Annotated in this window: 13 protein-coding genes; 8 read left to right on the top strand and 5 right to left on the bottom strand. The window is 70.8% G+C overall.

Annotated features, from left to right (window positions below):
- The 4 genes from ACIRDX_RS10175 to ACIRDX_RS10160 all read left to right on the top strand — a co-directional run.
- On the top strand, positions 1–1,188 hold a 1,188-nt coding region (locus ACIRDX_RS10175), incomplete at its 5' end, for a hypothetical protein (RefSeq protein ID WP_396625308.1).
- The gene (locus ACIRDX_RS10170) at positions 1,151–1,666 is read left to right on the top strand and encodes a DinB family protein (protein WP_396625307.1); all 516 of its coding nucleotides are present in this window, start codon (positions 1,151–1,153) and stop codon (positions 1,664–1,666) included. The genes ACIRDX_RS10175 and ACIRDX_RS10170, both read left to right, overlap by 38 nt.
- Positions 1,663–3,174, top strand: a complete 1,512-nt coding sequence (locus ACIRDX_RS10165; protein ID WP_396625306.1) for a hypothetical protein — start codon at positions 1,663–1,665, stop codon at positions 3,172–3,174. The genes ACIRDX_RS10170 and ACIRDX_RS10165 overlap by 4 nt, the downstream gene beginning before the upstream one ends.
- A gap of 264 nt (positions 3,175–3,438) precedes the next feature.
- Entirely contained in the window at positions 3,439–4,374 is a 936-nt protein-coding gene (locus tag ACIRDX_RS10160; RefSeq protein WP_396625305.1) for a YheT family hydrolase, read from the top strand.
- A 107-nt stretch (positions 4,375–4,481) separates the two neighbouring features.
- Here ACIRDX_RS10160 and ACIRDX_RS10155 read toward each other — a convergent pair whose 3' ends face one another.
- Positions 4,482–5,177 (bottom strand): DUF72 domain-containing protein, encoded by a 696-nt coding sequence (locus ACIRDX_RS10155; protein ID WP_396625304.1) that lies wholly within the window; start codon positions 5,175–5,177, stop codon positions 4,482–4,484.
- A 17-nt stretch (positions 5,178–5,194) separates the two neighbouring features.
- Between ACIRDX_RS10155 and ACIRDX_RS10150 the strand changes: the two genes are divergently transcribed.
- Positions 5,195–5,887 carry a hypothetical protein gene (locus tag ACIRDX_RS10150; protein WP_396625303.1) on the top strand — a complete coding sequence of 231 codons (693 nt, stop codon included), beginning with the start codon at positions 5,195–5,197 and terminating at the stop codon, positions 5,885–5,887.
- 62 nt (positions 5,888–5,949) lie between these two features.
- On the opposite strand, the gene ACIRDX_RS10145 is transcribed toward ACIRDX_RS10150, so the two are convergent.
- Positions 5,950–6,252, bottom strand: coding sequence for a hypothetical protein (locus ACIRDX_RS10145; RefSeq protein ID WP_396625302.1), 303 nt, complete (start codon positions 6,250–6,252; stop codon positions 5,950–5,952).
- Positions 6,253–6,309: 57 nt separating this feature from the next.
- Between ACIRDX_RS10145 and ACIRDX_RS10140 the strand changes: the two genes are divergently transcribed.
- Positions 6,310–7,059 (top strand): endonuclease/exonuclease/phosphatase family protein, encoded by a 750-nt coding sequence (locus ACIRDX_RS10140; protein ID WP_396625301.1) that lies wholly within the window; start codon positions 6,310–6,312, stop codon positions 7,057–7,059.
- Positions 7,060–7,185: 126 nt separating this feature from the next.
- On the opposite strand, the gene ACIRDX_RS10135 is transcribed toward ACIRDX_RS10140, so the two are convergent.
- From ACIRDX_RS10135 to ACIRDX_RS10125, 3 genes are read right to left on the bottom strand one after another with little or no spacing between them, the layout of a single operon-like run.
- Positions 7,186–8,469 (bottom strand): class I SAM-dependent methyltransferase, encoded by a 1,284-nt coding sequence (locus tag ACIRDX_RS10135; protein ID WP_396625300.1) that lies wholly within the window; start codon positions 8,467–8,469, stop codon positions 7,186–7,188.
- A 26-nt stretch (positions 8,470–8,495) separates the two neighbouring features.
- Positions 8,496–9,239, bottom strand: coding sequence for a DUF1365 domain-containing protein (locus ACIRDX_RS10130; protein WP_396625299.1), 744 nt, complete (start codon positions 9,237–9,239; stop codon positions 8,496–8,498).
- The gene (locus tag ACIRDX_RS10125) at positions 9,239–10,489 is read right to left on the bottom strand and encodes an NAD(P)/FAD-dependent oxidoreductase (protein ID WP_396625298.1); all 1,251 of its coding nucleotides are present in this window, start codon (positions 10,487–10,489) and stop codon (positions 9,239–9,241) included. The genes ACIRDX_RS10130 and ACIRDX_RS10125 overlap by 1 nt, the downstream gene beginning before the upstream one ends.
- Positions 10,490–10,568: 79 nt before the next feature.
- Here ACIRDX_RS10125 and ACIRDX_RS10120 point away from each other — a divergent pair, with 79 nt between their 5' ends.
- Together ACIRDX_RS10120 and ACIRDX_RS10115 are read left to right on the top strand one after the other, a co-directional pair.
- Complete coding sequence (locus tag ACIRDX_RS10120; protein WP_396625297.1) at positions 10,569–12,188, top strand: M20/M25/M40 family metallo-hydrolase; 1,620 nt, start codon at positions 10,569–10,571, stop codon at positions 12,186–12,188.
- Complete coding sequence (locus ACIRDX_RS10115; RefSeq protein ID WP_396625296.1) at positions 12,185–13,126, top strand: VOC family protein; 942 nt, start codon at positions 12,185–12,187, stop codon at positions 13,124–13,126. The genes ACIRDX_RS10120 and ACIRDX_RS10115 overlap by 4 nt, the downstream gene beginning before the upstream one ends.
- Positions 13,127–13,186: the final 60 nt, after the last annotated feature.

Raw genomic sequence — 13,186 nt, 5'->3', positions numbered from 1 at the left:
TGGACACTGCTGCCGACGTTCCTTCGGCAGTCGCCCGCGCAGGCGTGGACGCTGGTCGCGCTGTGGGGTGGGCTCGCGCTGCTGCAGGGCGTGCTGTTCTCGAGCCGTCGCGTCCACCCGGTACGCGCCGGGCGCGCGCACCTGATGGCCGTGTCGCTGGTGGTGGTGATGGTGGGGCTCGTCCCGGCGCTGGCCGGCGCCGTGGCGTCGCCGAGCACGCCGCCCCCGTCGCTCGAGGACCGTCCGCGCGTCCGCCTGCTCGACGACTACGACGCCAGCCGTCGTCCACTCGCCATCCGTTACGATCCGCTGACGCGTCTCGATCCCGCCACCGTGCCTGAGCTGTTCCCGCTCGTCGTGCACGCGGCAGGGGATCGCCGCGAGGATCGGGCAACGCAGTTGTTCGGGCGTCGGCTGTCGCTGCCTGCAGGCACCTACGGCGTCGACCTCGTGTTTCCGCCAGGCGAGAGCGGGGCCGGCGCGGCGCAGCCGAGCGTCGAGGGTGCGCTCGCCGTACATGCCGGGCGCGTCAGCCCACCGCTCGAAACATGGTCGGTGTCGGTCACGCCCCCGGGCGTGTGGGCGCGCACGTTCTCGCTGCCCGTCGACATCGGGTTCGTCGGCTTCAAGGCGTCGGCGCCGATCACCGCCGCCTCCCCACGGCTCCGCCTCACGCCGCAGCGCATCGTCGACGCCAGCGCGCGGCCGCAGACGCCGGCCGTGCTCGGCAGCGCGACGCAGGCCGGCCTGGCGGTGCTCGTGCATGGCGAGGATGCCTGGCCGGAGCCCGCGGGCATCTGGCTGCGTGGCAAGTCCTCGGTGATGCTCACGCTCGTGTTCCCTGATGAGGCCGCCCGCACGTTCGACATCCGTGCGGGTGCGGTGCCGGTCACGGTGACGGCGCAGTGGGGCGCCACCACCACGTCGTGGGATCTCGCGGCTGGCGAGGTGGTGCGCACCTTCATCGACGCGCCGCCCGCGCGCCCGGGCCAGCAGGGCCGCTCCAGTCAGTTGCGCATCACGACCTCGGGCGGCTTCGTTCCCGCCGAGGTCGATCCCGCCAGCCGCGACAGGCGCCTGCTCGGCGCCTGGCTCGAGCTCGGGCGCGTCGTCCCGGGCAGTCTCGGCCCACTTCTCGGAGGCCTGCGTCATGATCGGTCGCCTGCTCCGCCTGCAACTGGACGCTGAAGTGCGGGTCTCGCACGAGGTCCTCACTGCGGTCCAGGAGGCGCCGCTCGACTGGCGGCCGCACCCGGCATCGTTCCGGCTCGGGCGGCTCGCGATGCATGTCGCGACCATCCCGGGCTGGACGGCGGCGGTGGCGAGGACGGCGACCTACGACATGGGCGCCGGCGGACCCGGGCCCGATGTGCCCGCGTCCGCTGCCGCGATTCTCGAGGCGCACGAGGCGGCCATCGCGCGAGCCCACCAGGTACTCGACGTGATGGACGAGGATGCCTGGCTTGCGGAATGGACGCTGCTGCGCGACGGCCACGTGATCGAGACGATGCCCCGCGCCGAGGCCGTGTCGCGGTACGTCGTGCGACACCTGGTCCACCATCGCGGGCAGTTGTGCGTGTACCTGCGCGAGTGCGGCATTCCGCTGCCGCCCCTCTACGGTGACTCGGCGGATCGGCGCCTGCTGCCGCCGGATCTCACCTCGTGAGGGCGTCGCTGCCGGTTCGCGTCCTGCTCGGCGCTCTTGGCCTGGCCGTCCTCGTCGTGCTCGCCATCGCGAACGCCGCCGGGTATCGCTTCGGCGTCGCCGACCAGGCGTTCTACCTGCCGTCGATCTTCCTCGCGGCCGAGCCGTCGTTGTATCCGCGTGACGCGGCGTTGCTCGAGGCGCAGGGCCGGCTGATGGTGAGCGACGAGATCACGGCGTGGCTCACGACGACGCTCGGGCTGCCGCTGGAGCCGCTGATGCTGGCGGGCCATGTCGCGAGCCTGGCCCTGCTCTTCGGGGCCGTGTGGGTGCTGGCGCGACAGCTGTCGCGCAGTCCGTGGACGGCGGCGGCCTGCTGCCTGGCCGTCACCCTGCGACACCGCATCACCGAGACAGGCGCCAACACCTTCGAGGGTTACTACCATCCGCGCGGCCTCGCGTTTGCGGCAGGTGCGTGGGCGGCCGCGGCGCTGGCCAGCGGCCGCATCGGCGCGGCGTGGGCGTGCATCGGGGCCGCACTGGTCCTGCACCCGACGACGGGACTGTGGTGGGCGGTGTGGCTCGCGGTCGCGACGCTGGCGAGGCGGCCATCGTGGCGCCGCGACCTGGCGATCGTCGTCGGCGCAGCGAGCCTCGCCGCCGCGCTGCTGCTCCTGGTGACGCCGCTGGGCGCCCGCCTGCGGATCATGGATCCAGCGTGGATCCTGCCGTTCGCCTCGAAGGACTACGTGTTCCCGAACGCCTGGCCGGCAGGCGCATGGCTGGCCAACCTCGGGACGGCCGCCGCGGTGTTCGCCGTGTGGCGGTGGCGGGTCCGCCGTGGCCTCGCGGAGACGTGGGAGACCGGCATGGCGGTCGGCGTGGTCGCGTTAGCGCTGCTGTTCCTCGCCTCGCTGCCATTCATCGCCGCGCGGGTCGCGCTGGCGGTGCAATTGCAGACGTCGCGCGTGTTCTGGGTGGCCGACCTGCTGGCCGTGGTGCTGGTCGTCTGGGCCCTGGCCGAGGCCGGCACTGCACGCGAGACCACTCGTCCGGCCGCGGCGTGGCGCCCGCGGGCCGTCGCGCTCGCCCTGCTCGTCATTGCTGCCGCGCGCGGCGTCTACATCACGCAGGTGCAGCACCCCGAGCGGGCGTTCGTGCAGCGTGGCTTCGAGGACTCGGACTGGGTGCGCGTCGGGCGATGGATCGCCGACCACACGCCCGCCGAGACACACGTGCTTGCAGACCCGGATCACGACTGGAAGTTCGGCCACAGCGTGCGCCTGACGGCACGGCGCGACGTGCTGGTCGAGGGCGTGAAGGACGCGGCGCTCTCCCTGTACGATCGCGACGTAGCCATCCGCGTGCAGGAGCGCCTGGAGGCTCTCGGCGACATCTCGACGCTCGACGCCGACAAGGCCCGCGCGCTCGCGGCGCGCTTCGACCTGGACCTGCTCGTGATCGACCGAGACCTCCCGCTGCCAGAGCTGCACCGCGACGGGCGGTTCCGGGTCTATCGGTTACGGTAGGAACTGGGGGCTGGGGGCTGGGGGCTAGGGGCTGGGGGCTGGGGGCTGGGGGCTGGGGGCTGGGGGCTGGGGGCTCGGAAGCTCGGCGCTCGGCACACAGGGCCCGGGGGGCGTTCCTCGGCATTCGGCGTTCGGCGTTAAACCGTTAAGCGTTAAGCGTTAAGCGTTAAGCATTAAGCGTTCACTCGTACCGTCCCTCGTCCCTTGACCTCGCTGCCCTTCACGCCGTACGTCCCGTCCCGCCGCTGGTCCGGCGGTCACCGCATGACCGTGTATGCCTGGGCCCGGTCGCGCGCGTTGCCGGCGCTGCCCGAGCCAGAGGCCTGCTACTTCGACACCGACACGCACGCGCGGGTCCTGGCGCACTGCAACTGGCAGCCCGAACGCGACAAGGCGCCGGCGCTCCTGCTGCTGCATGGCCTGGAGGGGTCGAGCCTGGCGCACTACATGCGCGGCATCGCCGAGAAGGCGTGGCGCGCGGGCTTCAGCGTGGTGCGGCTGAACCAGCGCAACTGCGGCGGCACGGAAGCGCTGTCGCGTGGCCTCTACCACTCCGGCCTGACGCACGATCCGCTGTTCCTGCTGCGCCACATGATCGAGCACGAGCGCGTGCCGGCCGTGGCCGTGGCCGGCTACTCGCTCGGCGGCAACCTCACGCTCAAGCTGGCCGGTGATCTGGGCGCCGATGCGCCCCCGCAGCTGAAGGCCGTGTGCGCCGTGTCGCCCACGCTCGATCTCGCCGCGTGCATCGACGCCATCGAGCAGCCGTCGAACGTCTTCTATCAGCTCAACTTCATGCGCAACCTGCGCGCGCGGATGAAGCGCAAGGCCGGCCTCTTCCCCGACCTGTACGACCTGCGCAAGCTGAAGGGCGTATGGACGATTCGCGGCTTCGACGACGCGTACACCGCGCCGATGAACGGCTTCGGGAATGCGAAACGCTATTACCACGAGGCGTCGAGCCTGCGGGTGGTGGACCGCATCCGCGTGCCGGCGCTGATCCTCACGGCCGCCAACGATCCCTTCGTGCCGCCCGATCAGTTCCGGCGGCCCGAGGTCGAGAGCAACCCGCACGTGCGCCTGCTGATCACCGACGACGGGGGGCACTGCGGCTTCGTGAGCGAACCGGACCCCGCGCATGACGGCTACTGGGCGGAGCACGCCGTGGTCGCATGGGCAAAGCACCATGCCCCGGCATGAATGCTGCGATGCCGCGATGCCGGGAATGACGAACTACACCTGAAGGCTCGAAGACGAAAGGACGAAGGCCAAAGGACGAAGGCCAAAGGACGGAGGGCCCCTGGCAGTTACAGCTTCGCCTTGAACAGCGCCGCGAACTCGGGCCCCTTCCCTTCGTCCTCGTGCTTGAAGTAGACGAACGTGTCGCGCCAGGCATCCTGCTGCTCGCCGACCCAACCGGCCCAGCGCGCGAGGTCGTCCTCGGCGTAGCCCTCGTCGCGCAGGCGCAGGTAACCGTAGTCGGCCGTGCGGATGAGCGGCGTGTGGCGCTCCGGGCTGTCGGCGAGGCACAGGGCGAGGTTGCGGGCGCGCAGGGCGTCGTAGACCTCGTCGGTCCACCAGGAGGCGTGGCGGAACTCGAAGGCCACGCGCAGCGCCGGCGGCAGTTCCGCGATGAAGGCCTGCAGGCGCGGCAGGTCGCACTTGAAGGTGGGGCCGAGTTGCACCAGCACGCAGCCGAGTCGTGGGCCGAGCGCCCCGGCCGCCGTGCAGAAGGCGCGCAGCGGGTCGGTCACGTCCTGCAGGCGCCGGTCGTGGGTGATGCGCTTGGGCGCCTTCAGGGTGAACGTGAAGGCCTCGGGCACCTGTGCCGCCCATCCTTCGACCACCGCAGGCGTCGGCATGCGGTAGAACGTGTAGTTGATCTCGACCGTGTCGAACACGCCCGCGTAGTACGGGAGCATCTTCGACGCCGCCAGCTTCTCGGGATAGAAGCGCCCCTTCCACTCCGGGTAGTTGTACCCGGAGGTGCCGACGTGGATCATCTGCTCATCCGTTCCTGATGCCGCCCTGTCGATTCACGCCGCGCGAGCGGCAGCTGATGGCCCGCCTCCGGACGCCGCTGCACGTGCAGCGGTGGCTGAACGTCCTGCCCTACAACGCCGAACCCGACGGCGACACGCAGCGATCGTTCCGCCGCGTCGTGGCCCTCGGCACCGCCCACTGCATGGAAGCGGCGCTGAGTGCGGCCGTGATCCTCGAGGCGCACGGCTGGCCACCGCTCGTGATGAGCCTCGAGTCCGAGGACAAGCTCGATCACGTGATCTTCGTCTATCGCACGGCCACTGGCTGGGGCAGCATCGCCCGATCCCGCGACCCCGGGCTGCATGGCCGCCGTCCCGTGTTCCGCACGCTGCGCGACCTCGCAGCCAGTTACGTCGAGCCGTACGTCGATGCCACGGGCCGCATCACCGGCTACGGGCTGTTCGACCTGCGCGCGCTGGGACGGTACGACTGGCGGTGCTCGTTGCGCAACCTCTGGCACGTCGAACAGGCCCTCATCGACCTGCGGCACCGGACGCTGCAGACGTCGGACGCCCGCATCGCGCGGCTGCGCGCCCGCTATCACGCGTTCATGGCCGCACATCCGGGATTCAAGCCGCTCTACTACGGGGGACAGCACCGGTGGCACCCGCTGCCGCCGAACTTCGCGGCCTCGGTGCGCCTCGCGCGACGATTGGGCCACGGCCGATAGGACGGCCACAGGCGACGGGCTGCAGGCTGCCTGTCGCCACAGGCCTCTCCCCGTGAAGCCGACTAGTCGAGGTCGAAGGCGCGCTCGGGGCGGGTGATGGGCTCTTTCCTGGCCTGCTCGAGCGCCTCGCGGAAGCGCCGGTCGAGGTCGTCGCCCCGGTTCTTCTCGGCGTTGAACGACTGCTCGAACAGCCGCTCGCGCGCGGCGGCCTCCTCGGCCAGGAGCCGGTGTGCGTCGTCGATCTCGATCACCGGGCCCGTTCGCGCCTCCTTGTGGGAGATCACGCGCTTGAGGTTCACGTCGACGACGAGCTCGGCGCGGCAGCACGGGCACTGGACGGTGAGTTCGGATGCGAGACGACCCATGAGCTTCCCTTTCCTGGCGCGGGTTGCGTAGGCTTGAGCGACGCCCCGGGCGCGATCATGACACACCACGGCCACTCACGCGCCCCCTCCTCCCGCCGCCTGCGGCTGGCGACCTACAACATCCACAAGTGCCGCGGCATGGACGGCCGCACCAGGGTGGATCGCATCGCCGAAGTGCTGGCGAGCCTCGACGCCGACGTGATCGCGCTGCAGGAAGTGGTGGGGCGCGGCAGCGACGAAGATGGGCAGGCCGCCGAACTCGGCGCACGCCTCGGGATGGGCTGGGTGATGGATTCGGTGCGCCTGCTGCGAGGCAAGGCCTACGGCAATGTCGTGCTGAGCCGCTTCCCGATCGCCTCGTCGCTGCACTGCGACCTGTCGTGCGCCAAGCGCGAACCGCGCGGCTGCGTGCGCGTGGACGTGGACGTCCATGGGCACACGCTGCACGTGTTCAACGTGCACCTCGGCACGGCGGTGTTCGAGCGGCGCAAGCAGGCGCCGCGACTGGCCGAGTTCGTCGCGGACGCCCATGTCCCCGGCCCGAAGGTGCTGCTGGGCGACTTCAACGAGTGGGTGAAGGGGCTCACCTCGAAGACGCTCGGCGCGATGCTCGAGGGCGTCGACCTCACGCAGCACCTGCGCAGCCGGCGCACCTATCCGGGCGTGCTGCCGATGTTCCATCTCGACCACATCTACGTGGCCGGCGGCCTGACGGTGGAGAAGGTGTCGCTCCCGCGCAACAAGCTCACGCTGGTGGCCAGCGATCACCTGCCGCTGGTGGCCGACGTCGTGATGCCGGCAATTTGACATTCGACATTCGAAATTCAGCGCGGCTCGGCCTTCGGCCTTCGCTCGCTCGCAGCATCCCGAGGCGCGTGGCCGCAGGCCCGCGCCTCGAGAATCTCAGATGTCACGTTTCAGATTGCCACCGGATCATTCGCCGGCGCGCGCCATCACCAGTTGCAGCGTGCTGATCTGGCGCGTCGAGAACATGGCCTCGCACGACGCCAGGTAGTACACCCACATCCGGACGAACCGATCGTCGAAGCCGAGCGCGCGCACCTCGTCGAGCCGGTCGAGGAACTGCACGCGCCACTCGCGGAGCGTCCGGGCGTAGTGCGGCGCGATGTCGTCGATCCAGCGCAGCGTCAGCGGCGTGGTCGTCGAGGCGGCGTCGACCATCGCGCCGACGCTCGGGAGCATGCCGCCCGGGAAGATGTACTTCTGGATCCAGTCGGCGTGCCTGGCGTAGGTCTCGAACCGGTGATCGGGCATGCCGATCGTCTGGATCGCGAGGGCGCCACCCGGCGCGAGGCGGGCGTGGCACACCTCGAAGAACGTCTGCCAGTGCTCCCGGCCGACGGCCTCCAGCATCTCGATGGACACGATGTGCGAGTACTGCCCGTCGACGTCGCGGTAATCGCAGAACCGGATGTCGACCTGCCCCTGCAAGCCGGCCTCGCGGACCCGCGCCGTGGCCAGTTCGAACTGCTCCTCCGACACGGTGATGCCCGTGACGCGGCACCCGTAGGTACGCGCGGCGAAGATCGCGAAGCCGCCCCAGCCACACCCGATCTCGAGGACATGCGCGCCGCGATGCAGGCCCACCGCCTCGGCAAGGCGGCGGAACTTCTGCTGCTGCGCCTCGGCCAGCGTGTCGTCGGCCCGCTCGTAGTACGCCGACGAGTACACCATCGCCGGGTCGAGGAACAGCGAGAACAGCGCGTTGCTGAGGTCGTAGTGCGCGTGGATGTTGCGGCGGCTGCCGGCCCGGGTGTTGGGCCGGAGCCGGTGCCGCAGGTCGTTGCCGACGTTGAGCAGCCGCGTCAGCCAGCTGACCTGCGGCAGCGCCGCCTCGTTCCGGATGCCGATCTCGAGGAGGGCGACGAGGTCGTCGGTGCGGAAGTGTCCGGCCATCCACGACTCGCCGACGCCGATGTCGCCGCGCGCCGCGAACGCGCCGAAGAACGCCTCGTCGTCGATCCACATCGTGGCGTGGAGCGCCGAGTCCGGGTCGCCGCCCTGGTGCGTGGCCCCATCAGGCAGGTGGATCGTCAGGCGGCCGACCGCGAGTTGCGGCAGGGCCTCGATGAGGCGAGCCTTGGCGATCCGCGCCAGGAGGCCGGGTGACGACGCGCCACGGGCGGGGGCGTCGGGGACCGTCAGGGCGGCATCGAAGGAGCCCGCCGGGCTCTCGCCGTCGAAGTGTTCACTCACGCGGAAGCGTCCTCCATGGTTCCGAGCTAGGGCTGGGTCTGGCGCGCGGTCTCCGGCGCGTAGGCCGGCTTGTCGCGAAACGGCACGCCCTTCCACCACAGGCGGGCGGCTTCCCAGTGAATCGCCGCAATCACCTGCGCCGTCACGACCGGCTGGCGCGCCACCATCCCGGCCACGGCGACATCGGTGAGACGCTTCCTCTGCAGGGCAAGTCTCGCCTCGAAGCGTCGATCCTGGCCGACGGTCAGGTCGATGCCCACCCGGAGGGCCTCGCCGGGCGCCTCGAGGCCGAAGCGGTACGTGCCGTCGAGGTCGAAGAACGGCGACACGTGGAACTCCTTCTTGTGCGTCGGGGCGTCGGCGGGCAGCACGTACAGGTGCCGTTCGCCGTAGGTGTTGTTCACCTCGGCCAGCACTGTCGCGAGCCGCCCGGCCTCGTCGAAGCAGTAGAAGAAGCTCACGGGATTGAACACGTACCCGGCGACGCGGCAGTGCGTGAGCAGCAGCACCTGCCCCCCGGGCCAGGCGTGGCCGCGCGACACCAGCGCGTGCTCGACGGCGGTGCGCAGCGGTCGGCCATCGAGGTGGTCGGCGTCGTGCAGCCCCACCAGGCGGCGACGGTTGTAGCCGAGCAGCCGGAAGCTGTCGTTGATGCGCCCCACCTGATCGAGGTCGAACAGGTGCATGTAGGTGGGGTACGTGAAGGCGTGGCGTGGCGCCGTGCGGGCGTGCCAGACATGCCCGCGGTACAACCAGCCGATCGGCGGCATCACAGGCGGGCCCCGAGACGCTCGGTCACGCGGAGGGCCGAGACCAGGCCGTCCTCGTGGAACCCGTAGCGCAGGTGGGCGCCGCAGAAGAACGTGTGCCGGTCGCCGTTGATGGCCTCCACGCGGGCCTGCGCCGTGACCGCCGACCTGTCGAGCACGGGGTGCGCGTAGTCCATCACCGCCAGGGTCTCGCCCCCCGGCGCCGCCCGGCCGTTGAGGGTCACGCAGTACTGGGTGTCGCCCGCGACGCCCTGCAGCCGGTTCAGGTGGTAGGTCAGGGACACGGGGGCCGACGTGTCGTGGCAGTCATGGATGTCGCAGTTCCACGAGGCCCAGGCGCGGCGCGTGCGCGGCAGCACCGAGGCGTCGGTGTGCAGCACCGTGCGGTTCACCGAGTACCGGAACGCGCCCAGCGCCTCCTGCTCGGCCGGCGAGGCATCGGCCAGCAGCGCCAGCGCCGTGTCGGCGTGCGTCGCGATGACCACGCGATCGAAGCGCTCCGCTGTCGCCATGCCCGTCTGCACTTCGACGCCCTCGTCGAGGCGCACGATTCGCTGCACGGGCGTGCCCAGGTGGATAGGACCCGACACGCGGGCCGCGATCGCCTCGACGTAGGCGCGGCTCCCGCCCGTGACCGTCCGCCAGGGCGGCGCCCCCGAGGCCGCCAGCAGGCCGTGGTTCTCGTAGAACTGCAGGATGGTACGCGCCGGCGCCTCCATCATGTCGGCAAACGACGCCGACCAGATGGCGCCGCCCATCGGCAGGACGAAATGGCGGGTCAATTGGCTCGAGAAACCCTCGCGCTGCAGGAAGCCGCCGAGCGTGAGGTCGTAGCCCTCCGTCGAGTGCAGCAAGCGCCGCGCCGCGCGGAAGTACCGGACGATCTCCACGAGCATCCGCATGTGCCGCGGATCGAAGACTCGCCAGCGCTGGGCCAGCAGCGACGAGATCGACTGGCTGGCGTACTCGAGCCCGCACCGCCGGCAACGCACGCCGAAGCACATGTCGGTCGAATGCGACGGCACGTCGAGCTGGCGGAGCAGTTCGATGAAGTTGGGGTACGTCCGCTCGTTGAACACCAGGAAGCCGGTGTCGAGGGGCAGGACGCCGGTCGGCGTCGGGATGGCGTGCGTATGGGCATGCCCGCCCAGGCGGGGTTCGCGCTCGAAGAGCGTGACGTGATGCTGGCGGGACAGCACGTAGGCGGCCCCGAGGCCGGAAATGCCTGATCCGATGACGGCGATGCGCACGAGTGAATGGGGGCGACGGGAGCGGCGACCCGGCCACAGTCTACGACGCGCGCGCGCCCCTGCCCGATACAATCGGTGCGTGCCGTCCTCTTCCAGAGTGTTGTTTCTCGCGACGGTCGCCGTCCTGGCGGCGGTCTCGGTCGCCCGCGGCCCCTCCACGCTCGGGGCCGCTCCGGCCTCGCCCCCGGGCGCCGAGGCCATCACGGAGCGCGCGTTGCGCGCCCACCTGGGGTTCATCGCGTCCGATGCCCTCGAGGGCCGCAAGACCGGCTCGCGCGGCATCGACGCGGCGGCCGCCTACCTGGTCGCGCAGCTCACACGCCTCGGGCTCACGCCGGCCGGCGACGGCGGCTCCTATCTGCAGGCCATCGCGCTCACCCGGCGTACGGTCCACCTCGACAAGGCCACCCTGTCTGTGGGCAGGACATCCCTTGCGCACGGCACGGACTTCTTGCCCGGGGCCACGGCAGGCACGGTGGAAGGGCCGGTGGTCTATCTCGGCAACGGCACGGTCATCCGATCCCGTGGCGTCGACCCGTATCAGGGCATCGACGTGAAGGGCCGGATCGTGGTCACCCACGCCGGGCTGCCGTCGGGGTTCACGCGGAACGACCTGACGGGACGCCCGGGCGAGGACTGGCAGATGCCGGAGATGGCTGCGCGCGCCAGGGGAGCCCTCGCCGTGCTCTACCTGCCCGACTACGCGACGCTGTCCCGATGGGCCGTCACCGCCCAGGCACGGCCGGCCCGCACATCGCTCACCGTCGACGCCTTCACGCAGGACGCGCGTCCCCTGCCCTCGGCCACGCTGAGCGCCAGCGGCATCGCCGCCCTGTTCGCGGGACAGCCCCTCGGTGCGCAGGAAGCGTTCCAGCGCGCCGTACGGCAGGACCCCGCCGCGCCCTTCGTGATGACCGGCGCGACCGTCCGTCTCGAGATTCCCAGCACCGACGACAAGCTGACCAGCAGCAACGTCGTCGCGGTCCTCGAGGGCAGCGATCCCTCGCTCGCCGGCGAGTACGTCGCGCTGGGCGCCCACTACGACCATCTCGGCATGGCCGACACGCCGAATGCCGCGGGCGACACGATCTACAACGGCGCCGATGACGACGGTTCGGGCACCGTGGGCCTGCTGGCCATGGCCGAGGCGTTCGCGACAACGCGGCCGCGCCCGAAGCGCTCGATCCTCTTCGTGTGGCACACCGGCGAGGAAGCAGGCCTGTGGGGCTCCCGCTATTTCACCGACCACCCCACCGTGCCCCTGGATCGCGTCGTCGCGCAGCTGAACATCGACATGATCGGCCGAGGCCGTCCCATCGGGTCGCCACGCCCGGCCAACCCGCTGGCCCTGACCGAACTCGACAGCGTGTACGTGGTGGGGGCGAAACGGCTGTCGACCGAACTCGGCGGCCTGGTCGAACGCGTCAACGCCGGGTATCACAAGCTGCGGCTCGACTACGCGCTCGACGCCCCCGACAACCCGGCGGGCATCTACGAGCGGAGCGACCACTACCAGTACGCGAAGCGCGGGATCCCGATCGCCTTCTTCTTCACGGGCGTCCACGAGGACTACCACGGCCTCGACGACGAGATCGACGACATCGACTTCCCGAAGCTGCGGCGCATCACGCAAACCGTGTACGGCATCGCCCGCGAGTTGGCGACCCGCCGCGAGCGCCCGAAGGTGGACGCGAAATGATCCCCGGCCTGCTCGGCCTGCATCACGTGACGGCGACGGTGGACCAGGCGCAACCCGACCTGGACTTCTGCCTCGGCGTGCTCGGGCTCCGCCTGGTGAAGCAGACCGTCAACTTCGACAACCACCGCGTCTTCCACTTCTACTACGGCGACGAGCGTGGCCGGCCGGGCACGATCTGGACGACGTTCCCGTATCACGGGCAAGGGGTGCGCCCCGGCACGATCGGCGCGGGACAGGTGGTCTCGACCGCGTTCTCGGTGCCAGCGACGGCGCTGCCCTGGTGGCGAGCGCGGCTCGCCGCCGCAGGCATCGCGGCGACCGATGTGGGCACCGACGAGGCGCCGCGCCTGCGCCTGCGCGATCCGTCAGGGCTGGTCATCGAACTGGCGGGCGCCGACGGCGACGCGCGGCTTCCGTGGACGCGCGGCGGGGTCGATGGTGACCATGCGGTGCGCGGGCTGCACTCGGTGACCCTGCACGTCCGCGAGGCCGAGCCGACACTGGCGTTCCTCCACGAGATCCTGGGCTGCACCGTGCAGCACGGCGACGCGGATCACGCGATCGTCGAGGTGGGTCCGGGTGGCCCCGGGGCCCGGCTCGAGGTGCGCAGCGGCGGGGATGTGCCGCGCGGGGTGAACGGCATCGGCACCGTGCACCACGTCGCGCTGGCCATCGGCAGCGAGGACGAGCAGGCTGCCCTGCGGGAAGCACTGGTCCTGCTGGGGGTCGAGGTCACGCCCGTCAGGGACCGGCAGTACTTCCGGTCGATCTATTTCCGCGAACCCGGGGGCGTGCTGATCGAGGTCGCCACCGTCGCACCCGGGTTCACCTGGGACGAGCCCGTCGAGGCGCTCGGGACCTCGCTGCGGCTGCCCTCCTGGCAGGAATCGGACAGGGCGGCCATCGCGGCGGGTCTTCCTCCCATCGCGCTGCCCTGACGAGGATCAGGACGTCTCCGCCGGACGTACGCGCGGCATGCGGCGCTGGCCGTGGCAATC

Origin of the sequence: Luteitalea sp. (assembly GCF_044337415.1) — a bacterium.
In the GTDB taxonomy this organism is placed as follows: Bacteria; Acidobacteriota; Vicinamibacteria; order Vicinamibacterales; family Vicinamibacteraceae; genus Luteitalea.
This window is presented reverse-complemented; position numbering and strand designations above follow the sequence as displayed.